Origin of the sequence: Syntrophomonas zehnderi OL-4 (assembly GCF_000983115.1) — a bacterium.
Taxonomy (GTDB): Bacteria; Bacillota; Syntrophomonadia; order Syntrophomonadales; family Syntrophomonadaceae; genus Syntrophomonas_B; species Syntrophomonas_B zehnderi.
Map to the genome: position 1 here is coordinate 94,406 of NZ_CGIH01000004.1, position 22,945 is coordinate 117,350.

Annotated in this window: 19 protein-coding genes; 7 read left to right on the plus strand and 12 right to left on the minus strand. The window is 44.9% G+C overall.

Annotated elements, in window-relative coordinates:
* Nucleotides 1-13: 13 nt before the first annotated feature.
* From dnaK to AAV90_RS00960, 3 genes are all read right to left on the minus strand, one after another.
* Entirely contained in the window at nucleotides 14-1,882 is a 1,869-nt protein-coding gene (gene dnaK / locus AAV90_RS00950) for a molecular chaperone DnaK (RefSeq protein ID WP_046494820.1), read from the minus strand.
* 271 nt (nucleotides 1,883-2,153) lie between these two features.
* Nucleotides 2,154-2,702, minus strand: coding sequence for an NADH peroxidase (locus tag AAV90_RS00955; protein ID WP_046494822.1), 549 nt, complete (start codon nucleotides 2,700-2,702; stop codon nucleotides 2,154-2,156).
* Between the two features lie 35 nt (nucleotides 2,703-2,737).
* Nucleotides 2,738-3,166 (minus strand): Fur family transcriptional regulator, encoded by a 429-nt coding sequence (locus tag AAV90_RS00960; RefSeq protein ID WP_046494824.1) that lies wholly within the window; start codon nucleotides 3,164-3,166, stop codon nucleotides 2,738-2,740.
* Between the two features lie 193 nt (nucleotides 3,167-3,359).
* Here AAV90_RS00960 and AAV90_RS00965 point away from each other — a divergent pair, with 193 nt between their 5' ends.
* Entirely contained in the window at nucleotides 3,360-4,136 is a 777-nt protein-coding gene (locus AAV90_RS00965) for an MBL fold metallo-hydrolase (protein WP_046494827.1), read from the plus strand.
* Nucleotides 4,137-4,158: 22 nt separating this feature from the next.
* Here the strand turns inward: AAV90_RS00965 and AAV90_RS00970 are convergent, their stop codons facing one another.
* From AAV90_RS00970 to AAV90_RS00990, 5 genes are all read right to left on the minus strand, one after another.
* A complete protein-coding gene (locus AAV90_RS00970; RefSeq protein ID WP_046494829.1) occupies nucleotides 4,159-4,716 on the minus strand; it encodes a TetR/AcrR family transcriptional regulator in 558 nt (185 codons plus the stop codon).
* A gap of 16 nt (nucleotides 4,717-4,732) precedes the next feature.
* On the minus strand, nucleotides 4,733-5,845 hold the full coding sequence (locus AAV90_RS00975) for an ABC transporter permease (protein WP_046495217.1): 1,113 nt from the start codon (nucleotides 5,843-5,845) through the stop codon (nucleotides 4,733-4,735).
* A gap of 79 nt (nucleotides 5,846-5,924) precedes the next feature.
* On the minus strand, nucleotides 5,925-6,830 hold the full coding sequence (locus tag AAV90_RS00980; RefSeq protein WP_046494831.1) for an ABC transporter ATP-binding protein: 906 nt from the start codon (nucleotides 6,828-6,830) through the stop codon (nucleotides 5,925-5,927).
* Nucleotides 6,830-7,738 (minus strand): ABC transporter ATP-binding protein, encoded by a 909-nt coding sequence (locus AAV90_RS00985; RefSeq protein ID WP_046494832.1) that lies wholly within the window; start codon nucleotides 7,736-7,738, stop codon nucleotides 6,830-6,832. Before AAV90_RS00985 ends, AAV90_RS00980 begins: the two co-directional genes overlap by 1 nt.
* A gap of 4 nt (nucleotides 7,739-7,742) precedes the next feature.
* A complete protein-coding gene (locus AAV90_RS00990) occupies nucleotides 7,743-8,723 on the minus strand; it encodes an HlyD family secretion protein (RefSeq protein ID WP_046494835.1) in 981 nt (326 codons plus the stop codon).
* A gap of 453 nt (nucleotides 8,724-9,176) precedes the next feature.
* On the opposite strand from AAV90_RS00990, the gene AAV90_RS00995 reads away from it, so the two are divergent.
* The 4 genes from AAV90_RS00995 to AAV90_RS01010 all read left to right on the plus strand — a co-directional run bounded on the left by AAV90_RS00995 (nucleotide 9,177) and on the right by AAV90_RS01010 (nucleotide 15,740).
* Nucleotides 9,177-10,496, plus strand: a complete 1,320-nt coding sequence (locus tag AAV90_RS00995; RefSeq protein WP_046494837.1) for an acetyl-CoA hydrolase/transferase family protein — start codon at nucleotides 9,177-9,179, stop codon at nucleotides 10,494-10,496.
* 479 nt (nucleotides 10,497-10,975) lie between these two features.
* The gene (locus AAV90_RS01000; RefSeq protein ID WP_052729517.1) at nucleotides 10,976-12,850 is read left to right on the plus strand and encodes a sigma-54-dependent Fis family transcriptional regulator; all 1,875 of its coding nucleotides are present in this window, start codon (nucleotides 10,976-10,978) and stop codon (nucleotides 12,848-12,850) included.
* Nucleotides 12,851-13,334: 484 nt separating this feature from the next.
* Nucleotides 13,335-14,705, plus strand: coding sequence for an acetyl-CoA hydrolase/transferase family protein (locus tag AAV90_RS01005; RefSeq protein ID WP_046494838.1), 1,371 nt, complete (start codon nucleotides 13,335-13,337; stop codon nucleotides 14,703-14,705).
* A gap of 255 nt (nucleotides 14,706-14,960) precedes the next feature.
* Nucleotides 14,961-15,740 (plus strand): SDR family oxidoreductase, encoded by a 780-nt coding sequence (locus tag AAV90_RS01010; protein WP_046494840.1) that lies wholly within the window; start codon nucleotides 14,961-14,963, stop codon nucleotides 15,738-15,740.
* Nucleotides 15,741-15,864: 124 nt separating this feature from the next.
* On the opposite strand, the gene AAV90_RS01015 is transcribed toward AAV90_RS01010, so the two are convergent.
* From AAV90_RS01015 to AAV90_RS01030, 4 genes are all read right to left on the minus strand, one after another.
* Nucleotides 15,865-17,829: an S-layer homology domain-containing protein gene (locus tag AAV90_RS01015; protein ID WP_046494842.1), complete on the minus strand. Its 1,965-nt coding sequence runs from the start codon at nucleotides 17,827-17,829 to the stop codon at nucleotides 15,865-15,867.
* A gap of 153 nt (nucleotides 17,830-17,982) precedes the next feature.
* Nucleotides 17,983-18,474 (minus strand): peptidylprolyl isomerase, encoded by a 492-nt coding sequence (locus AAV90_RS01020; protein WP_046495221.1) that lies wholly within the window; start codon nucleotides 18,472-18,474, stop codon nucleotides 17,983-17,985.
* Between the two features lie 61 nt (nucleotides 18,475-18,535).
* The gene (locus AAV90_RS01025) at nucleotides 18,536-18,883 is read right to left on the minus strand and encodes a GerW family sporulation protein (protein ID WP_046494843.1); all 348 of its coding nucleotides are present in this window, start codon (nucleotides 18,881-18,883) and stop codon (nucleotides 18,536-18,538) included.
* A gap of 58 nt (nucleotides 18,884-18,941) precedes the next feature.
* Nucleotides 18,942-19,628, minus strand: a complete 687-nt coding sequence (locus tag AAV90_RS01030; RefSeq protein ID WP_046494845.1) for a hypothetical protein — start codon at nucleotides 19,626-19,628, stop codon at nucleotides 18,942-18,944.
* A gap of 291 nt (nucleotides 19,629-19,919) precedes the next feature.
* Here AAV90_RS01030 and AAV90_RS01035 point away from each other — a divergent pair, with 291 nt between their 5' ends.
* Together AAV90_RS01035 and AAV90_RS01040 are read left to right on the plus strand one after the other, a co-directional pair.
* Nucleotides 19,920-21,263 carry a radical SAM protein gene (locus AAV90_RS01035; RefSeq protein ID WP_046494847.1) on the plus strand — a complete coding sequence of 448 codons (1,344 nt, stop codon included), beginning with the start codon at nucleotides 19,920-19,922 and terminating at the stop codon, nucleotides 21,261-21,263.
* A gap of 202 nt (nucleotides 21,264-21,465) precedes the next feature.
* Complete coding sequence (locus AAV90_RS01040; protein ID WP_046494849.1) at nucleotides 21,466-22,944, plus strand: M1 family metallopeptidase; 1,479 nt, start codon at nucleotides 21,466-21,468, stop codon at nucleotides 22,942-22,944.
* Nucleotide 22,945: the final 1 nt, after the last annotated feature.

Sequence of the window (22,945 nt, forward strand, 5' to 3'; positions counted from 1 at the left end):
CGGCGCAAAGCCTTTAATTTTCCTCAAATTCAGCATCCACGACATCGTTATCCGCCGGGTCTTTGCGGTTTCCTGCATTTACATCAGCCTGATTGGCAAGATCAGTCAGGCGAGCGGCCGCGGCCTGTAATTTATTTTTTAATTTATTGATGGTATCAAGCCCGGCCTTCTCCTCCAGGGCCTTTTTCAAATCACTGATTAAATTCTCTATTTCGGCCTTGTCTGCCGGGTTCACCCTGTCTTGCAGGTTTTTTAGCTGTCGTTCGACATTATAACCTAGACTGTCGGCTTCGTTGTAGGCTTCCGCTTCCGCCCGATGTTTTTTATCTTCTTCCCCGAAGGTTTGGGCCTCATTTACCATTCGATCAATTTCGGCTTTATCCAGGTTGGATGAGCCGCTGATGGTAATAGTTTGTTCCTTGCCGGTGGCTTGATCCTTGGCACTTACCTTCAATATGCCGTTGGCATCAATGTCAAAGGTAACCTCGATTTGCGGTAACCCCCGGGGGGCCGGAGCAATCCCGTCCAGTTTAAATTTACCCAGGGAACGGTTATCTTTGGCCATATCCCTTTCACCCTGCAGCACGTTAATATCTACTGCCGGCTGGTTATCCTCGGCGGTGGAGAAGACTTCACTGCGCCGGGCCGGAATCGTGGTATTGCGGTCGATTAACCTGGTCATCAAGCCTCCCATGGTTTCAACCCCTAAAGACAGAGGGGTAACATCTAGCAGTACCACATCTTTTACTTCTCCCGAGAGAACTCCGGCTTGGATTGCGGCTCCAACTGCTACCACTTCATCCGGGTTGACTCCCATATGCGGCTCTTTGCCGGTTAGATCTTTAACCAGTTTTTGCACCGCAGGAACCCGGGTGGAACCGCCGACCAGGATAACTTCGTCCAGATCAGCGGTGGTCAGATGCGCATCATTAAGGGCATTTAGAAGCGGTTGCCGACAACGTTCCAGGAGGTCATGAATCAGATTTTCAAAGTTGGCCCGGGTTAGTTTAGTATCCAGATGCCTTGGCCCGCTGGCATCAGCCGTAATAAAGGGCAGACTTATCTGGGTCTCGCTTACGCTGGAAAGCTCGATTTTAGCTTTCTCAGCGGCTTCGGTGAGCCGCTGCAGCGATTGTTTGTCAGCGCGCAAATCTATCCCGTAGTCTTTTTTAAACTCTTCGGCCAGCCAATCCACGATGGCCTTGTCAAAGTTGTCTCCGCCCAAGTGGGTATCACCATTGGTAGATCTAACTTCAAAGACTCCTTCGCCTACATCCAGGATGGATACATCGAAAGTTCCTCCGCCCAGATCAAAGACCAGGATGGTTTCATTACTCTTTTTATCCAGGCCGTAAGCCAGGGAGGCGGCCGTAGGCTCATTTATAATGCGCAATACATTCAACCCGGCAATCTTGCCGGCATCTTTAGTTGCCTGACGCTGGGCATCATTAAAATAGGCCGGAACCGTAATAACAGCATCAGTAATAGTTTCGCCCAGATACTGGGAGGCATCATCGACTAATTTTCTTAAAATCAGGGCAGAGATTTCTTCCGGGGCATAGAGCTTTTCATTCACCTTGAAGCGTACTGCGTCATGGGGCCCGGCTACGACATCATATGGCACCAGACTACGCTCATCGGCTACTTCAGAGAAGCGGCGCCCCATAAAGCGTTTTACCGAATAAAAGGTATTTTGCGGATTAAGGGCGGCCTGGCGCCGGGCAATCTGCCCAGCTAATCGTTCGTTATTATTCTTAAAAGCAATCACCGAAGGAGTCGTGCGGGCTCCCTCTGCATTCACGATAACTGTGGGGCTGCCGGATTCCATAACAGCTACCACCGAATTGGTCGTTCCTAAATCGATCCCTACGGCTTTTTTCATATTATTTCCCTCCTAATTAAAATGATGGTTTAAATTAAGTTTGAACTTTGAACAGCAAAATATAAGCGGCTTTAAAAAAACTTTTACTAGTAAAGTCTTGCTATTTATATACAGTATAATTACCAAATTCTTAATAGTCAAGAATAGTCAAACTATTTTTTTAACTATTTCAGTTACGGGATCGTTGATTGACTGGTTAATGATGAGTGCAACAAGAGAGGCGATCCCTTAACCTGGGATCGCCTCTCTTAATGAAAGGGAGGTATTATTTTTAGCCAAAGTAGCGTTTTAGAAGGCCGGCAAAGGCTGCGCCATGTCTGGCTTCGTCTTTGCACATTTCATGCACGGTATCATGAATGGCATCATAATTAAGCTCCTTGGCACGGGTGGCCAGATCTTTTTTGCCCTGGCAGGCACCGTGTTCCGCCTCTACCCGCATCTGCAGGTTTTTCTTAGTATCTGCGGCGACTACCTCACCGAGCAATTCGGCAAATTTAGCAGCATGTTCGGCTTCTTCCCAGGCAATTCTCTTATAGGCTTCAGCAATCTCCGGGTAACCTTCCCTATCTGCCTGACGGCTCATAGCCAAGTACATACCCACTTCGGTGCATTCACCTGTGAAGTTGGCTCTAAGACCAGCTAAAACTTCCGGATCAACGTCTTTGGCAACACCGATACGGTGCTCGTCAGCCCAAGCCAAGCCTGCCGTCTCTTGAGCTTCATTAAACTTTTCCCGGGGGGCACCACACTGGGGGCACTTTTCCGGGGGAGTTTCACCTTCATGTACATAACCACACACACTACATACCCATTTCTTCATAATTATTGTTCCTCCTTATAAATGATATGATTTTATTAATCCTGCAACTGTTTATTTAAACAGGCCAGGCAGGTCCCGCGAAAATAAATGTGGCTTTCATCCACTGCGAAGTCTTTTAAATCAGGGAGAACGATATCGTTATCTTCAAACCAGATATCGTAAATTTTTTTACATTCCTTACACATAAAATGACCATGCATCGATACATCTGCATCATAATGCATCTCATTTTCAGCAATGGTGATAAGCTGAACAAGTCCTTTGTTAAGGAACAGATTAAGAGTGTTGTATAAAGTCGTTTTAGACAAGGTTGGGATTTCCTGAATAAGTTCTTGGTAAACCATATCCACATTGGGATGGTTACGATGAGTGACTAGATACTCATATATTTTCATCCGGTGATGGGATGGTTTAATACCATGATCTTTCAACAGCATCGCAATCTCTTTCATGTCCATAAGCATTCTCCTAAAAATGTAACAAAAACAAATTTGTAATGATTACAATTAATTTATATAACAAATTTAACCCTTTGTCAAGGGTTAAAAATCAAGCCCGGAAAATGCTTTTGATTGGCCTGTAATATGGATTGTTTGCTATAATAGTCAAAATCGATTCGTTAATTTTTTATGGTTAATGAAGAAAGTGGAGCTATAAATGCAGATACATATCCTCGCCAGCGGCAGCACTGGCAATGCGACATTTATCGAAATGGGTGGACATAAAATATTAATCGATGCCGGGATCAGCACCCGGCGAATTGAACAGGGGCTGGCAGCAGTCGGCGTTAAAGCCGGAGAACTGGATGCGCTTCTGATTACCCATGAACATACCGATCATATCAGAGGGCTGGATGTTCTGGTGCGTCGCTACCAAATGCCGGTCTATGCTCGCCCGGCGGCCTGGGAAAAAATTCCCTGCCGGGACAAATTACCGGATAAGTGCTGTCGGGAGTTAGGTAGCGTTCTGGAAATCGGTTCAATGGAGATTGAAGCCTTTGCCACTTCTCATGATGCTGCTGACCCGGTCGGTTTTTCTATCCGCCAGGGCCGACTGAAATGCGTTTTGGCTACTGATTTGGGAGAAATCACCCCGGCAGTGGAAAAAGCCTTGGCTTATGCTGACACAGTAATTCTGGAGGCCAATCATGACCCGCTCATGCTCCAGGAAGGTCCTTACCCGATGTATCTTAAAAAACGCATCAGTGGTATACGGGGTCATTTATCCAACCAGCAAGCCGGTGAGGTACTGGCGCGTATTCCCCGGTCAGGTGTGATGCAGGTTTTTTTGGCTCATTTAAGCCAGCAAAACAATCATCCCCGCCTGGCTTTACAAACGGTATCCCAAGTTTTAGAAAACAGAGGGTATAAGTTAGGGGAAGAAGTCTTGCTGCACCGAACTTACCCAAACACAACTGCCAGTATGAGGGGATAGGTCTGCCCGTGGCCAGGTGAAATTAGGTTAAGCAGGCGATTAAAAATTTGCTTAACTGATTGGCGGCAGATTCAAAAGTAAGGTTGTTTTCCAGGATGAATTCCGGATTTAATACGGCTTGTATGGAAGCTAAAAGAACCGCTGCCAGGATGCGGGGATCAATTTCCTGCAGGGAGCGGTTTTCACTGCGTTCTATATAAGTGCTAAGCATAACCCGGGCACGTTCGCTGCGAAAATCGTCGATCCGTTGCCAGAGGTGGGGATAGTGAACCCGCAGGTCGTTCAGGGTGACGGGGTTAAATATAAACCGGCCGTGGCTGAAAATCTCTTTCATTACAGCGGCTATCATATCAGGCGGGGTATCTTGCGTGGCAGCGATACTATCCATGGCATCCTGCATATGTGCCATAAAGACATCCAGGGTAGCCCCAATAATTTCCTCTTTACTGCGAAAATAACGGTACACAGTACGCTTGCTGACACCTGCCTGGCGGGATAGTTCATCCATATTCAAATTATAGAAGCCCTTGGTAAGGGCCAGATCCCGACATGCCAGCAGAATTTTGGCGCGTATATCCATATCATCTCACCTGCCTTTAGGCTATTTTCTTTTGGAACTTTAGGGTACTGATAGTCAGCATAACGATTGAAAATACCAGCAAGGCGGTAACCTGTCCCATTAAATATTGGTAACCTATGCCTTTTAATACTATTCCTCTGATTATATCCAGATAATACGTTAGAGGCAGGGTGTAGCTTAAATAGTAGATAAATTTTGGCATGGCCAATCGTGGGAACATAAAGCCCGATAATAAAATACTTGGCAACATCACAAAGAAAGACATCTGGAATGCCTGCATCTGGTTTTTGGCCAGGTTTGATATCATTAGCCCCAACCCCAGTGAAGCCGTAATAAAAAACAAGGTTAAAAGATATAATTGCAGGAGGCTGCCGCGGATAGGAACCTTAAAAAGAAGCACCCCGACTAAGAGGGCTACCGTTATCTGCAGGTATCCCAGGACGACATAAGGAAGGATCTTGCCGATCATTAGCTCCAGAGGTTTAATAGGGGTGACAATCAGTTGTTCCAGGGTGCCGCGCTCCCTTTCCCGCACGATTGCGACCGCTGTAATTATCACCATAGTCATGGTTACGACAATGCCCAGGATTGCCGGCACCATATAATAGGCCGTGATTCCATCCGGGTTATACCAGGGCCTAACGCGGATGTCGTAGGGCGGTTGTCCGCTCAATTGCATCTTCTGAGTCAAAACCTGCTGAGATTTGATCAGGCCGATGGAATTTGCTATAGCAATGGCTTGGTTGGCTACCATGTTGTCACTGGCATCCACTATCACCTGAACGGGTGCCGTGATTCCCTTTTCCAGGTTGTGATTATAATCAGGCGGGAAAACAATGCCCACCTGAGCCTTGCCGCTGTCGATTTCTTCGGTTATGGCTTGAAAGCTGTTTACGCTATTGGTTACATCAAAATACCCTGAGGTCGAAAATGAGGCCAGCATATCCCGGCTGGAAGAAGACAGGGATTGGTCGAAAACTACCGTAGGGATGTGTTTTACCTCAGTTTGAATGGCATAGCCAAAAAGGATGAGCTGCACCAAAGGTATCATAAAGATGAGGGCCAGGGTCATACGGTCCCTTCTCATCTGTAAAAATTCTTTTTTAAGGACGGCTGCAATCCGATTCATATTCATAATAACACCTTCCCCCGGTCGGTTTATGCAAATCACCTTTATCAGCCAACATCTCTAGCCTTCCCGGCGGTACTTAGTTTTTTTGTTTAGCCAAACTAATAAAAACATCCTCCAGGTTGGGAACAATCCGCTGTGGATTATGGCCGGTAATTTCGTACAGTCGCTCTACGGCTTCCTCATTTGCAAGTAAAACATGTATAAAAAGTCCATGCAGGCTGGCTTCCAAAACCCAGGGCTGGGCACTCAGGCGGGGCAGCCAATACATAGGATCAGGCAGCTGCAGCCTTACCATAATGCCTTTAATGACCTTTTCTTTCAGACGGTCGGGTGTATCCACAGCCAGCAGGTATCCCTGCAACATAAACGCAATATTATGGCAACGTTCCGCCTCATCCATAAAATGAGTGCTGACGATTACGGTTGTCCCGGCTTGAGCCAGGTCATGAATAATATCAAAAAAGGCCCGTCGCGATGTAGGACTGACCCCGCTGGTAGGTTCATCCAAAAAAAGAATCTCGGGGCGGGAAATTATAGCACAGGCCAGGGCCAGACGTTGCTTGAATCCGACACTTAGATCTGAGGTTAAGGCCCGGCGTTGTCCGCTAAGCTGTGCCAGCTCCAGCATCTCCTGAATCCGCACTCGACGCTGCCGGTAGGGTATATCATATATCCCGGCATAAAACTCCATGTTTTCAGCTACGGTCAGGTCATCATAAAGGCTGAATTTCTGTGACATATAACCGATACGCTTTTTAATGGCTTCGCTTTCTTGTACCAGGTCATAACCCAGAATTTCCCCGCTGCCTGAACTAGGCTCCAGGATACCGCACAGCATACGCATGACGGTGGATTTACCTGCTCCATTAGGGCCTAAAAAACCACAGATCTCTCCGGGCTTGATTGCTAGGTTAACGGATTTAACGGCGGTAAAGTCACCGAATTTCTTGGTTAGATCCAAGGTTTTTATGGCGTATTCCATCAGTCGGTTCCTCCCTCCGCCAAGGCTACAAAAACATCTTCCATGGTGGGTGCGGCTTCACTTATATGTAAGGTGGAAATACCCAGACGGGCTAAATGAAAGGCAATATCAGAGCGCGCTGTCGGGATATCATCCACTACCACAAGGTATTTGTAGCCGTAAAAAGATACATCCAGTAAACCGGGAACGCCATTTAGGATGTGAGGATCCCGGCTATCGATACGCAATTCCAGCAGTTTATGGCCGAAAGCCTGTCTTAGGCCGGCCGGGGAGTCAACCGCCTTTATTTGGCCGGCATTAATAAAGGCCACCCGGCTGCACAGTTCGGCTTCATCCATGTAGGGAGTAGAAACAAGTATGGTTATACCGGTTTGATTTAAACTATAGAGTATTTTCCAGAATTCATGGCGAGATTCAGGATCAACACCATAGGTCGGTTCATCCAGGATAAGGATTTCCGGTCGGGTAATCAAGGCGGTAGTAAGGGCCAGTTTTTGTTTCATACCGCCGGAGAGCTGATCAGCCAAGCGTTTCTTAAAATCCAACATTCCGGTTATTGCCAGTATTTCCTCGGCTCGGGCTATAATCGTTTTTTTGCTCAAGCCATACATGGAGCCAAAGAAAATGACATTTTCCATAACGGTTAAATCACCATAAAGGCTAAAACGTTGCGGCATATACCCCAGGTTTTGACTGGTTTTGCCCGGCCGGTCGGGTGGAGCGCCCGCCAGCCAAATGGTTCCTTTGTCCGGAGTGATAAGGCCACAGACGGTACGGATGAAGGTTGTTTTACCCGCTCCGTCCGGCCCTACCAGGCCGAAAACATCTCCCTTGGCGATGTGCAGGCTGACTTCATCCAGGGCTTGTACATATCCAAATCGCTTGCTTAACCCAACGCACTTAATCATTTATTTACACCTCATCAAATATCACATCAGCCGGCATCCCGATTTTCAGAGTTCCTTTTTTATTCTCAAAACTGATTTTAACCGCAAAAACCACATTCGTTCTTTCTTTAGGGGTCTGAATCGTTTTCGGGGTAAATTCCCCGCGGGAAGCAATATGGCTGACTATTCCGGTATAACGGTTATTATCGCCGCTGACGGTAAAATGCACCTTTTGACCAAGTTTGATATGGGGCAAATCATCGGTGGGAATATAGACCTTAATCCACATTTTTTGCAGATCGGCTATTGTAGCCAGGGAACTTCCTAATGGTATAAATTCTCCCGGCTCATAATTGCAGTTTAAAACTGTACCGGTCAGGGGAGATGTTAACTGCAGATCCTGTAAAATACTCTCACTTGCTTTCAAAACCGCTTTGCTTCTTTCCAGCTCGGCGGCCGCAGCATTAATCTGCTCGGGACGGCTGCCTGCTTCCAAAAGATTTTGCCGGGCTCGGGCTGTATCCAGGAGATAATTCTTCTGGGCGGCATTGGTGCGGGCTTGATCCAGGCTTTCCTGAGCCAAGGCTCCCTCCTTAAACAAGGCTTCAGCTCTATGCAGATCCCGGTTAGCTTTATCAAGATTGCTCTCGGCTATCTTGACATTGCCAACCGCTTCCATAATCTCCTGGGCTCTGGCCCCGGATTTCAAATCCTGCAGCTTGGCTGCGGCGGTCAGCACTCCCATGGCATCCCTTTCCTTCTGGGCCAGAAGATCGCTGCGGGAAAGCACCGCCAGCAGCTGATCCTTGTAAACCATGGAGCCTTCCTGGAAATGCAAAGCCTCTACCGTACCAGGAGCACGTGCCGTAACATCTACGGTGGTCGCCTCAATAGTACCGCTGGCAGTAATATAGTTTGGATCTTTATCTGTATTAAGGTAGTAGATCCCGGTTGCGCCTAAAAGCATGATAATAAGCACAAGCAGAATGGGTTTTTTGTAAGTCATTAAAAAAACCTGCCTTCCTGGAAATGCATGTTAGCCTAAATTATCAAAATATTCACAATATATTGACCATTTAAAACGACTGCGGATATAATATTACTAATCCGCTTAAAAACTATACTTTTTATCGGGTTTATTATTAAAAAAGATTTTCAACAGACGCGGATCATGCGGATTAATTAGACCCGGATTTTATACAGATCGGCGTCAACTTAAATAGCGACCCAGCCGGGTAATTTACGACTAACCCGGTTTAAGGTCGGGCTGAGTACCGGGGGATTTAATCTCAGCAGGTAAACTGATTTGTTATAAATAGTTTACCTGCTGTCAGATTAGCATGTGTTAAGGAAGTTTTCAAGAGGTTTTTTTGAATATAAATTGCATGCGGAACAGATAGCAGGAATAAGTTCCCATGCATGTCCATAATATTTAGGGAATAAATAGGGGAGGGGTAAAATGAGGGATTGGCAAGAGGATTATAAGAGAAAGCTGACTACAGCCGAGGATGCGGCCCGGTTTTTCGCAAATGGTGATCTGATCGTGGCTCCTTTATCAAACGGGCAGCCTACAGCCCTGGCAAATGCAGTTGCCAAAAGGGTTTCCCAGGGGGAATTATTCGATTTAACCTATGTTAGCGGGGTTGATGTACGCTGGTTTGACCTATACCAGCCTGATCTGGTAGGCAAGGTACTAATCGATTGCGGGTTTGTCGGGCCGGCTACCCGTCACTGGGTAGGGCAAGGTTTGTTTACCTATACGCCCTGCCGCCTGGGCGAGACGGTGGATATGGTCAGCCAGTGCCGCCGCGCCGATGTGGTAGTAATGGTAGTATCGCCCATGGATAAACACGGTTTTTTCAGTACCGGCTGCAATGTGGACTGGGGCTGGGAGACTGCCAAAGTCGCCAATGCCCGGCATATCATCGTGGAAGTCAATGAAAATATGCCCCGCACATTTGGCAGCAACCATCTGCATATAAGCGAAATATCAGCCGTTATAGAAAACCATATACCGCTGTTTGAACTGCCCGAAATTCCGATTACACCTGCGGATGAAGCAGTCGGTCATTATATAGCTGATATGATCGAGGATGGCTCCTGTTTGCAGATTGGGATTGGGGGTATGCCCAATGCGATAGCCAATTTCCTGGTTGATAAGAAGGAACTGGGGATTCATTCCGAAATGCTCACCGACACCATGGTAGACCTCTATGAACAAGGGGTGGTAACCTGTAATCGCAAGAACTTAAATCCCTATAAATGGATCGGCTCCTTTGCTCTTGGTACTCGTAAACTCTACGATTTTATCGATGATAATCCGCTGGTGGAAATGCATTCTACCAAATATGTAAATGATCCTTATATTATCGGCCTTAATGATAACCTGATCTCTGTAAATGCCACTTTGGAAGTAGACCTGACTGGACAGTGTGCCTCTGAGGCCATAGCCTTTAAGCAGTATACCGGCACCGGCGGACAGCTTGATTTTGTGCAGGGAGCCTGGCGTTCCAAGGGGGGCAAATCTTTCCTGACCCTTTACTCTACCTATACAGACAAGGAAGGCAACCTGCAGTCTAAAATAGTACCTACCATGACCAACGGTATATATACGACCGTATCCAGAACCGATGTTCAGTATGTCGTGACCGAATACGGGGTAGCCAATCTTAAAGGCCAGAACCTGCGTACCCGGGTCAAGGAATTGGTTAGGATAGCCCATCCCGATTTCAGGGATTGGCTGGAATTTGAAGCCCGCAAATTGAATTTCATCCCTTAAAACACCGTTCGTTTACCGTATCCTTCTTAGCGCAGGCTTTGGTCTCCGCCAGGGAACAGACACTGATAATTAAGATTGGCTGGATTTACTCAGAGTCTATAGTAAATATGTTTATAATCTCCGTTGGGGAGGCCTCGGCCTCCCCTTTTTCCTGCGGAAGTTAAGTTATTCGCTGCAGAGAAAAAGATAATCTTAATGGATCAGTTTGTTCCGTGTCAAAAAATTCCCGCATCTATAAAATTTCTCTGTTTTATAAATGATTCCCTGGCTTTTTTTATTTTTGACCGTCCTGTTGGTGTTAAGACATATTAACAAATGTGATAAATAAAGTTAACATATCTGTTAAGACATGTTGAATTATGCTGGCGAATCTGTTTATCTGTCAGGACATGATTCTAGACGATCAGGGCCGTTATTTGCCTGGTATTTTTTTTGGCATGTTGTTTGCAGCATAAACTAATTACGAGGGGGCAAGTAAAGTGGAAAAATCCGAAATAGGTCAAAATGCAAATATTATTCAGATATCCAGCTTAAAACGCAGCTTAGATGATTTGAATCTTTTCTACCAATTTGTTGAGAATATACCGGTGCCAGTTTATATGTTAAACGGCGCTCATTATTCGTATGTTAATCCGGCTATGATAAAGGCCATGGGTTATAGCTGGGAAGAATTGTCCGCCATGAATTGGTGGGATCCCGTTCCGCCGGAAATAAGGGAGGAAATAAAAGAACGAGGTTTTGCCAGACAGCGAGGTGAACCGGCGCCGGACTATTATGAGCTGCAGGTAGTAACCAAGAGCGGGGAGATCATATGGGCAGAGCATTTTTACAGTATCCTTTTTTTCGGCGGCAATCAGTACACGATTGCGGGCGCTTATGATATTACAGCCCGGAAACGGGCCGAAAATGAGCTGCAAGAAATACAAAACGATCTGGAGAAATTGGTTAAGAAGCGAACCGATGCCCTCCAGGAGGCGAATGCCCAATTAACTCGTTTTAATAAAAATCTAACCGATATTTTTGAAAATATGTCTGATGGCGTTATCGTAATTAACGCCGCCGGTGAAGTGGAGGTATTAAATCAGGTTTTGCACCAAACCTGGGGGCCTTTGCTGGGCGAAATAGAAAAACGCCTTTATGAGATGGCTCGCCGCGGAAGCAATACTTATATCTCTAATATGCTGGATCAACAGAGACCTTTTAAAGACGTTGAATTGATGATCCCTACGAGTCAAGGGGATATTTATTGCCTGGCTTCGGGTACCCCTATCAAAGGAGAAAAAGGCAAGCTTGATTCCATGATATTTTTTATTCGTCCAATTAAAGAAGTTCACAAACTGGTTAATCGTTTTAGCGGTGCCTGGGCGAATTTTAATTTTGAAGATATCGTCAGCAGCAGCAGGGCGATGCAAGATGTGCTTGCAGTCGGCTATGCCGCTGCCGAAAGTATGTCCAACGTCCTTATACAGGGTGAGAGCGGCACCGGCAAGGAGCTTTTGGTGCAAGCGATTCATAATCACAGCAGCCGCCGTAACGGGCCATTTGTAGCCGTGAACTGCGGGGCTATTCCCCGGGAATTGATCGGCAGCGAATTGTTTGGTTATGCCGAAGGGGCATTTACCGGTGCGAAAAAAGGCGGAAATCCTGGAAAGTTTGAAATGGCGGCTGGGGGAACTTTATTTTTAGATGAAATTGGAGATATGCCCCTTGACCAGCAGGTAATTCTGCTAAGGGTATTACAGGAGAAAAAGGTTACCCGCATAGCCGGCAATCGGGTTATCCCGGTTGATGTACGCTTTATATGTGCAACCAATAAAGATCTCTACCAGGAGATGCTGAAGGGCAACTTCCGGCGCGATCTTTATTATCGCCTGAATGTTATTTTTATTCAAATGCCCCGCCTGCAGGACAGGGCCGAAGACATCCCTTTGCTTTTCAAACATTTCCTGGAAAAAAGTGTGCTCAATCAAGGCCAGCCTATGCCGCGGGTTCATAACGATGTTTTTGAGATGTTGATGAAATATAGCTGGCCCGGTAATGTGCGCGAACTAGAAAATATTGTAGAAAGGCTGATACATGCGGGTTTTGACGGGGAAATAAAGGTTGAACATTTGCCGCCGGAAATACGCAGCTTTAATAATGACTTAGTTCCAATGCAGGAAAGTCGGCCCATATCTAATCCTCCCTCCCGGTATCTTACCGCCCGGCAGCGGCTGGATGAATTGGAGCGCAGCGAACTGTTAAACCTGTTAAAAAGATATGATGGCAATATAGCCAAGATAGCCAGACATCTATCGGTTTCACGCAATACGGTTTATACGCGCTTAAAAAAATACCAGATAGAGTGGCGCTGATTTGCTATTTTGCATAAAACCTACCACGAGGGCGTTAGCCCTCGTTTTGTTTGTCGCCATAGATGCGGATAATGTGAATATGCGCGGCATAATAGACCTGGATAAGACAGATTTAGCGGATTTAAACAGATGTTTTTCTAACAGATAATATAATTCAGGGTTACCCGTAAGCAATCAGTGAACTTCAGTATCTGCTTAATCTGATTCTGGTGTCATGTTAAATTAACAATACTGTCCTGCAATAATGATAGTTGCGTAATGACAACATGACATAAGAACATATGGCTATAGTTACCATAAATGTGCACTGATCTGGATTTTAGGCTTGATACAATAGGTTTAAAATTGTGGAATAAAAATTGCATAATGGAATATTTATTAGTAAAACAACACGCAGCGAAAATACTCAAATTTTAACAAAAGAAAGGGGGGAGGGTTAGCTATTGCCTTTTATCAATATTGAGTAATTAAGGGAGGAAATGTATTGAGTACTTATATGGAGGAATATAAGAGCAAATTAATTACGGCAGAAAAAGCTGCACAACTGGTACAGTCAGATGATCTGATAGAATATGGCGCCTTTAACACCAAACCAGTAGATTTTGATATAGCACTAGGCAAACGGGCAGGTGACGGTCTGCAAAGGGTATCCGTGCGTGGTTCTGGCACCGTTCCGCCGATTCCCCAGATAATCCAGATGGATCCCAAAGGTGAGACTTTTCAGTACTACAACTGGTATTATACGGCTCTCGACCGTGCGGCGGCAGAGCATGGCCTGTGCAACTATGTTACCGTCAACTACCATGAGGCCTTGTCCATGTTCGGTAATGAAAAATACTATCATACCTGGCCTGATATCTGGATTGCTCAGGTCACACCTATGGACAACAACGGTTGTTTTAACTTTGGCATAGGAAATTCGCATAGTCGCTCTTGTGCACTTTTCAACCGGCGTTTGGCGATTGTTGAGGTTAATGAAAATCTGCCCTATTGTCCCGGCGGAAATGCTGAATACGTGCATATCAGCGAAATAGATTATATTATCGAAGGGTCTAATAGCCCGATATTCTGTTCTCCACCAGCCGATCCGGCTTCTCCCGAGGAGGAAAAAATAGCCAATTACATTATGGAAGAGATCCATGACGGCTGTCTTATCCAATTAGGCATAGGATCAATGCCGAACCTGCTGGGCAATAAAATTGCGCACTCCGGCCTCAAAGATCTGGGTGTACAAACTGAAATGTTTAGTGATTGTTATGTTGAGATGTATAAACACGGTTGTATAACGAATAGAAAAAAAGCTTTTGACCTTGATAAAAGCACATATACGTTCTGTCTGGGCACTCAGGAAACATATGATTTTCTAAATGGCAACCCCCGCTGTGCTTCGGTTTCGTGCGAATACTCCAACAATCCCATAGCTATAGCCCAGCATGAGAATGTTATTTCGATAAATAACATTATTGAACTCGACCTGCTCAGCCAGGTTTCTTCCGAGACGAATGGATTGCGGCAGATATCAGGAATCGGCGGACAGATGGACTGGACGTTTGGCGCATTTCACTCCAAGGGCGGCAAGGGTATTCTAGCCTTTACGTCAACTTATAAGGATAAGGATGGCAATCTTAAATCCAGGATAAAACCTTTGCTGACTACCGGCTCGATTGTATCGGTGACCCGTCCTTCGGTGCATTATCTGGTAACGGAGAATGGAATCGTTAATATGAAATCCAAATCCGCCTGGGCCAGAACCGAAGCGGTTATCAACCTGGCTCATCCCGAATTCCGCGATGACCTGTTAAAATCGGCTAAAGAAATGGGTATATGGTCGCGCACGAATCGCAATCCCTGCTAGGGTTAGGTATTAATAGACGCGATAACGCGGATATACGCGGATTTACGCGGTTTTATTGGGGAATAGACACAGATTACACAGATCAGACAGATTTACACAGCAACCTTAATTATGAACGAAGTTCATATCAGTAGTACCCGCAGGGTGCAACCTTAATTATGAACGAAGTTCATATCAGTAGTACCCGTAGGGTGATCATTTATACAGCCGATTAGCCGATTATTGGGATTATAAAAATGAAACGAGGGAGAGAAAATGAGAAGCAACCAGGAGTTATTTGATTTAAGCGGGCAAGTTGCTATCGTAACCGGGGGTGCTTATGGCCTGGGGGTGCAGATGGCTTATGCCTTGGCTGAAGCCGGAGCCAGTGTCGTGATTGCGGCCCGGACGGTGGAAAAATGTAAGGCGGCTGCTGAAAAGATGGAAAAAGAGCTGGGCGTAAAGGTTGTACCGGCACGCCTGGATCTGACCAAGCCGGAGGAAATCGATGCTTTATTCGAGTTGGTGATGAAAGAATTTGGCAGACTAGACATAGTTGTGAATAATGCCGGGGTCGTTTTGGTAGATCATATATTTAAATTCCCCTTAGAAAAATGGCATACTGTAATGGACACCAATCTGACCGGTTTATGGCTAATGTGCCAGCGAGCCGGGTCGATTATGACCAGGCAGGGCTATGGCAGAATTATAAATGTTTCTTCCTGCGCCGGGATGGTGGGGACGAATCCGAATTTCGTCATGTCTCCGCCTTATAATGCCTCCAAGGCAGCCGTAATCGGTCTGACCAAGGATTTGGCCGTAAAATGGGCTAAAAAGGGAGTAACGGTAAATGCACTGATTCCAGGTTGGTATGGAACCGATATGGGAGAGATGAGTTCTCCTGTACATGACGTTTTAAACCAATACTATATCCCCATGGGCCGTTTTGGCGGTGATGATGAACTTAAAGGAGCAGTTTTATTCCTGGCTTCACCCGGGGCCTCTTACTGTACGGGGACGACTTTGGTGGTCGATGGAGGTACGATCGCCCAATAATTAGATTGCCCCTCATTTTTTAGACCTTGCATTTAAGCCAAGGTAAATTAAAAATAGGGAGTGCTCCCAACCAGAGCCTCCCTATCTTTTTGCCCGGGCATTTTACCCCCAATTAGTTAGTATATTAGTATATATGGATATCCAGAAGCTGTGTGCGTCCATGCCAGGACGTATCTGTTACGATAAAATCAGTTTTGTCAATACGCACCTGTGCCCCGATCAGATCATAGGTTTTATTGCCGTAAGTAAAATGAGCCGGGTCAGGAATCAATATTTTGCTGAAGCTGATCCAGTTGCCGCCGACTTTTATAAGAACCGTATCATCGATTCCTTCCATGTATTTGCGGTTATTATTATAGAAAATATATTTTATCGGCTGATTGGACAGATAGGCGTCATTAGACTCCGATGTCTTTAAAACATTGGTTTGCAGGCGGCTGTCATACTCGATACGGTCGATCGCGTATACCTTGTTATCATAGCGGCATTTAAATGAAGCGTCTAATTTATACTGCTTGCCGCCGATACGAATAACATTTGTAGAAACGACCATGATCTGATCCAGATCATATATGACATTATCTTTTAGTATCTTAACCTCATCGGCATCCCGGTAGACATCATTGATAACCACCCAATTGCTGAAAGTGCTTTCACTGCAATAGAAAATAAATTTGTGGTTATTTATAGCTATATTATTGATTTTATAAGCAGTGCCATCGACAATCATCGTCACCTGGGAGGCGGAATAGGTCTTTTGATCATACGAAAAGTTCCCGTTGGCATCTATGGTTACCTCAGACTGGCGATAACGTTTACCATCGATTATAAAGTCAATAGAGTGTATGTTATTTAGATTTAGGGTATAAGTGCCGGCAAAGATAGCCGATACATCGCTTAAAGATAGCCCCTTTTTGATGACCGGGTCAGTTATATAAAGCAACAATTGAGTGTCGCCGGTACTGTAGCTGATCCCTTTTATATCAAAAAAACTGCTCCCCAATTCCAGGGTAATCCTGTCCCTTAAAAGATCGTAGGTTCGGCCATCTATTTTAACCGTCTGTTTGTCTATAATCTGCATATCGGCAAGATAATAACTGCTGTTGGCGGAATTTATGTATATTTTCACAAATTCAGCATTGTATTTGTGAGTAGCTGTGCTTACCGTGTAAATAGTCTGCGAGGACGGATATACAACGAGCTTGTCACCGGCGATAGTTAGTTTATTTACCTTGTAACGAACATTGTTAACGACAATATCCGGATTGTTTGTGGAAACATCCAGCTTGAAGGCATATTGACCATTGACCACCAGGTACCCGCTGGAAACAGATAAGTTTAACACGGCTATGTCAGTCATGCCTGAACGTATTATGAGCGGACTGGTTCCCAGCTTGAAAAGTTCGTCCCCAATCGCTATCGTGCCAATACTGCCGCTAACGATAGGATTTAAGCCCGGGTTGGGGGAGAGGGTTCCCTTTTTATCCAAGAAACTGGATAAAACCGTGCAGACTTGAGCGCGGGTCATGTTACCAAAGGGCTCAAACTTACCTCCGGGATAGCCAGACATTAAACCCAGGTCGAAAGCTTTTTTAATAAAACCTTTGTAGCTGCTTTTTTCCACTTCGGCTCTATCTTCGAAGGGAGGCAGGGTTCCATTGTCGGCCTTTTCCCCCAATGCTCTAACCAACATGGCGGCTGCCTCACTGCGTTTGATACTTTGATCTGGTTTAAGTCCGTTAGGATATTCGGAGGGCACTAATATACCGCGTTTAACAGCTTCATTTATACGGGCCTTAGCCCAGTGTTGGTTGACGTCAGTAAAGTATTTGGTGGTAGCATCCCCCGTAGTTACCCCAACACAGGCCATTAAGGCACTGGTAAATTCAGCCCGGGTCATACTATTATCGGGTCGAAATTTCCCGTCAGGATAGCCGCTGACATGACCAAGTGCTGCCAGTCTCAGAATCGAATCTTTAGCCCAGCTGTTTTTAATATCGCTGAAGTTGGCAGCGGCCAATGCCTGCCCGGGACAAACAGACACAAGTAAAAAACAGGTTAACAATAAATAGATCCAGGTCTTTTTCACAAATTCTCCCTCCTATTATTTATTTAAATAAAAGCGATAGAAACCAATGCTTATAACCTTTTGACTAAAACCTCCTCCATCAGCACGCTCCGCATCTATTTTCTAATTAACCATACGCATAATCCCTTGATATCTTACGCCTCAGGATGGCTATTACACTTTTTCTACTTCACCGTATTCCACCCCGAAAGTTTCTACGCTGACTTTTTGCATACGCTGAGCTTCAAAAGGTTTGTCACTGTAATTGCGTTCTACATTAACGATACGATCAACCTCATCCATGCCGGAGGTGACTTTGCCGAAAGCCGCATAATCGCCATCTAAATGTGGGGATTTCTGAGTCATGATAAAAAACTGAGAGCCAGCCGAATCTGGAAACGAGGTGCGGGCCATGGAAATAACTCCTCGGTCGTGCTGCAGGGGATTTGCAAAACCGTTAGAGGAGAATTCCCCTTTAATGCTGTAACCGGGTCCGCCGGTACCGGTTCCCTGAGGGCAGCCTCCCTGGATCATAAAACCCGGAATAACCCGGTGGAAAATGACCCCATCGTAATATCCGGATCGAATCAGAGAAATAAAGTTGTTCACGCTATTGGGCGCTATCTCAGGGTACAGTTCAATTATGATCTGATTGCCGTTTTCCATCGTGATAGTCACTTCGGGATTTTTCAATTTAAATCATCCTTTCTATGGTGGCCGCCAGGCCCTACTTATTCTTGTCTCCTTTAAATTTACCTACGATATCCGGTACCATACCCATGATTTTATCCATGGTACTTCGGTTGCTCAGCGGCAATACACTGACCTCGTCATCCTTGATGACAATAACGGCTACCGGGGTTATTTTACCTCCGGCACCGGCACCGCCCCCGGAATTATCGCTGCCCTTTAAATCCTGGGTATCGGCTCCGGCGTTTCCGGCTCCAAACGAGACACTGGTAATGGGAATAACGGTTACATTTCCGGCCGTAATTGGTTCCCCCACGATGGTGTTGGTGCGGAAAATTTTTTCCAATTCTTCAAATAAAACCCCGATATTTTGCGTAAGATCCATTTTATATTGTCTCCTTTCTGATATTATTATACTGGCTTTCACGTAAGGATTCCCTTGGTTATTGGGCAGGTGTCAGATGAAGCTGTCTGATTGCAGGTCTGATTTTAGGATGCATTATAAAAATAATAACCTGTCCGAACAGCCTGGCCGGGCTAATCCTGCCGCTTGCCTTTAGTTCACCTTTGAAACAAGGTTCATGCCATACCCCGGTTACATCGATCTTAAAAACATGATTTAAGCTCTGCAAAATACCTAAAATACCCATCAGCCATCCGGTGTAATGAGGTTCGTCAAAACCAATCCAGACTTTGATTGTCATCTGCTGAGGGCGGATTACGCGCCACAGGTTGATTGCCAGCCGCCGGATTGTCTCTCGGAATTCTAAATCCCGGGCCATATTTAACAGCGGGTGAAAAAATGTTTTAAGGGATTGGCGGTAGGGTTTTTCTGATTGTTGTTTGACAGTACCTTTATCATCTAGATTTATACTCCGTTTGACAAAGAGCAGATACCAATTTAAGGTCTGGCTTTTCCAGTTAAAACTAATACCATAAAGACAATTGCGGACAGAGAGATTCAGCTTGTCAGGCATCTGATCCCAAGCAGCATCGAGTTTGTAATGAAGCGGGACAAAAAAAAGAACGCTTATTATTCCGATCAGCCCCAATAAGGCCAGCAAAAAATATCTTGCTATCAGCAGGTAGATCGCTTCCCTCACCATTATTTCAAATGCCAGTGAATCCAAACCGTTCGTCTCCAGAAAAGCTAAAACCTGTTTAAAGCTTTATTTAGCTACAATTGCCCGGTAACTGGTAAATGATAGCTATAGTATAGCGCATTTAAAACATCAATTTGTATACAATTACCTAATGTTATAAAAAAAACAAAATAATATCTTGATAATCAAAATATTCGGGGTTATACTTTGGATATCAAACTACTTTTATAGGAAACTATAATATAAATCAACTTTATGGGAAAGGCTAATTCTTAAATCAGCACTAATAGTACATTAAAAAAAAGGAGGTGTTTTAATATGATCAATCAAGCTAAAAAATTTGTCGGGGAAAAAGCCGTTACCCAGGCAACCAGGTATATCAGCAAAGATCCCGAAAAAAATCTAGGTAAAGCCATAAGCCTGGCGGAGAAGCTGGCGGTCAGGGAAGACCACAAAAAACAGATCGCCACAGTAAAAACCTACCTGCTCGATCCCGAATCAAACTGGCATGAGCTTTATGTTCGCACTATGACTGAATCAAACCAGAATGTCCGCGAGCGGCTGGCGGTTGATTTCGTTATAAATGCTGTTTTGGCAGGTATTCCCCGTCAATATGAATTGGCTGAAAAACTTGGTTATAGCATTCCCTGGGCTATCCTTATCGACCCCACCGATCGATGTAATCTGCGTTGCACTGGTTGCTGGGCGGGAGAATATACCAAGAAAAACGATTTGGAGTATGAACTGCTGGATAGGATTATCCGGGAAGGTGAAGAACTGAATATTTTTTTCTACGTTTTCTCAGGAGGAGAACCCTTGGTTCGCAAAGATGACCTTTTGAAGCTAGCTAACAGCCATCCTAATAGTATTTTTCACGTATTTACTAACGGAACCTTGATTGATGATGAATTTGCCAAAGCTTGCGCAAAGGCGGGCAATATAACCTTTGCCATAAGTATTGAAGGTTTTGAGGAAACTACTGATTTTAGACGTGGAGCAGGTACTTTCCAAAAAGTTATGCAGGCCGCCGATGTACTAAAGGAGCATGGGTTGATATTTGGTTTTTCCGGTACTTATCATCGCAAAAACGCTGAGGAAGTTACATCGGATGAATTCATCGACCTGCTGGTAGATAAAGGTTTTCGTTTTGGCTGGTATTTTACTTACGTACCAGTGGGGTCTGACACCGATTTGGATTTTATGGCAACTCCTGAACAAAGGGCTGATGTGTATTGGCGGATTCAACATCTGCGGGAAACCAAACCGATTTTTTTGGCCGACTTTTGGAATGACGGCGTGACTACCGGTGGTTGTATAGCTGGCGGTCGGCGTTACTTCCATATTAATGCGGCTGGAGACGTTGAACCCTGTGCTTTTATCCATTACGCTACCTGCAATATTCGTGATATGAGTGTAAAAGAGGCACTGGGCAATCAGCTTTTCCTAGAATATCAAAAACGTCAGCCATTTAATAACAACCATATGCGGCCCTGTCCACTGATTGATAATCCGGATAGTTTAGCGGCCTGTGTTAATGAGAGTTGTGCTTACAGCACCCAAAACAAGTCGGTAGATGTAAACCAAATTGCTCAAAACCTGGCAGATTATGCAAACGCCTGGGGCGAAAAAGCAGATCAGATCGTTAACGAGCATTTCAAATAACGGAATCAAATAAATTTATTATCGAAAACCCCCTTTTAGAAAATCGGCTTTAAGGGGGTTTTGTTTTGTTTTTAAAATGGGATTTAGATTTATTAAAATACCTGATTAGGTATAATTAAAAAAAAACGCATCCTAACCGATAATAATTATATTAGTAAACATTTAAACACTTTGTTAATCTTTCCTAACGGGTGGGGTTATTTTGCATAAGAATAATTTCTATATGCTCATTATCGTTGTGGCTGTTCTTTGCGCATCAGCTTTTTTTTACTTTGACCAGAAGGTCATAGGGCAGGCTCCTCTGGCTGCGCTGCAAAAAAAAGAGACTAACGGTGGGAAAAAACCACCCCTTTTTCCGTCTCCGGAAAAAACCATTTACAAAATGCAGCTATATTTAGATACAGAAAACCATACCTTACATGGCTCTACCTTGCTTACTACCCAAAACACATCAGGTCGGGATCTGTCGGAACTATGGTTTACGGTGTACCCCAACTGCTTTCGCGATTCCCGGCATTCACCTGCACCTACCTCGGCATATTATGCTGGTTTTAATGAAGGCTGGCTGGAAATTGATTCTCTGCGGGTTAACGGTTCACCGGCTCAGTATAGCGGTCGGGGTGCCTGTTTAAGGGTGAAGCCTGCTGCCCTAATCTTAAGTGACGGTGACCTTAAGATTGAAATGACCTGGAGGGTAAAAATACCTCGGGTTAAGTATCGTTTTGGCAGTAAGGACACAACCTATATGCTGGGAAATTTTTACCCGGCTTTAAACGTCTTGGGCACCAGTGGATGGCACAATGCGTATAATGCAGATTTCGGAGATCCATTCTGTTTTCACACCGCTGATTATCAGGTGGTCCTAAATATTCCCAGCGGGTATAACTTTGTTTCTACGGGTAAAACTGTAGATGCGCAATCCGAGGATAACGGTCGCGAAATATACCTGGTACAGGCAGAAAATGCTCGTGACTTTTGTTTGCTGGTGATGTATGATTACACGAAGATTGAGGAAAAGATAAAAGGAATTACGGTTCAATGTTATTACCCTGGGACCAACCATCAGGTGGCCAAACAGACTTTAAGGCAATCGGCCCGGATATTAAACTATTATGCCTGTCAGTTCGGCTCCTACCCTTATGAAACCTTTAAGACAGTTTTTGTCCCCATGCAGGGCTTCCACGGAATGGAATATTCCGGGGTAATATTTTTGCAGGAAGATCTGCTAAAATCGGGTACTGATAAAAGCAACCAGTTCATACTGGCGCATGAGATTGCCCATCAGTGGTGGTATGGAATGGTTGGTAACGATCAGTTAAGGGAACCTTGGCTGGATGAAGGGTTAGCCAACTGGTCAGCCTATCAATACCTGCATGCCGTAGAAGGTCAGGCTTGGCCGGATTTAATCTGCCCCCAGGATATGGATCTAGGCAAACAACTGGCCCAAATGAATTCCCGTGAGGATTACTACCTGACTGCCTACCGCGGCGGAGAAGCATTTTGGTTTGGCTTGGAGGAAGAGATTGGGCATGAGATCGTAATAAAAATCTTGCGCCGTTATTTAGCTGAATTTAAAAATGATATTGCCAGCTCGCAAGATTTGATAAGAATTATCAAAAATGAAGCCGGTCAGAATATAGACGAATATATTAATAAATGGTTTTCTCCTGCGAATACTTAGC

Excerpts from the sequence above, each read along its gene's own strand:
- dnaK (WP_046494820.1), bottom strand. The coding sequence starts at position 1,882 with ATGAAAAAAGCCGTAGGGATCGATTTAGGAACGACCAATTCGGTGGTA.
- AAV90_RS00955 (WP_046494822.1), bottom strand. The coding sequence starts at position 2,702 with ATGAAGAAATGGGTATGTAGTGTGTGTGGTTATGTACATGAAGGTGAA.
- AAV90_RS00960 (WP_046494824.1), bottom strand. The coding sequence starts at position 3,166 with ATGCTTATGGACATGAAAGAGATTGCGATGCTGTTGAAAGATCATGGT.
- AAV90_RS00965 (WP_046494827.1), top strand. The coding sequence starts at position 3,360 with ATGCAGATACATATCCTCGCCAGCGGCAGCACTGGCAATGCGACATTT.
- AAV90_RS00970 (WP_046494829.1), bottom strand. The coding sequence starts at position 4,716 with ATGGATATACGCGCCAAAATTCTGCTGGCATGTCGGGATCTGGCCCTT.
- AAV90_RS00975 (WP_046495217.1), bottom strand. The coding sequence starts at position 5,845 with ATGAATCGGATTGCAGCCGTCCTTAAAAAAGAATTTTTACAGATGAGA.
- AAV90_RS00980 (WP_046494831.1), bottom strand. The coding sequence starts at position 6,830 with ATGGAATACGCCATAAAAACCTTGGATCTAACCAAGAAATTCGGTGAC.
- AAV90_RS00985 (WP_046494832.1), bottom strand. The coding sequence starts at position 7,738 with ATGATTAAGTGCGTTGGGTTAAGCAAGCGATTTGGATATGTACAAGCC.
- AAV90_RS00990 (WP_046494835.1), bottom strand. The coding sequence starts at position 8,723 with ATGACTTACAAAAAACCCATTCTGCTTGTGCTTATTATCATGCTTTTA.
- AAV90_RS00995 (WP_046494837.1), top strand. The coding sequence starts at position 9,177 with ATGAGGGATTGGCAAGAGGATTATAAGAGAAAGCTGACTACAGCCGAG.
- AAV90_RS01010 (WP_046494840.1), top strand. The coding sequence starts at position 14,961 with ATGAGAAGCAACCAGGAGTTATTTGATTTAAGCGGGCAAGTTGCTATC.
- AAV90_RS01020 (WP_046495221.1), bottom strand. The coding sequence starts at position 18,474 with ATGGAAAACGGCAATCAGATCATAATTGAACTGTACCCTGAGATAGCG.
- AAV90_RS01025 (WP_046494843.1), bottom strand. The coding sequence starts at position 18,883 with ATGGATCTTACGCAAAATATCGGGGTTTTATTTGAAGAATTGGAAAAA.
- AAV90_RS01035 (WP_046494847.1), top strand. The coding sequence starts at position 19,920 with ATGATCAATCAAGCTAAAAAATTTGTCGGGGAAAAAGCCGTTACCCAG.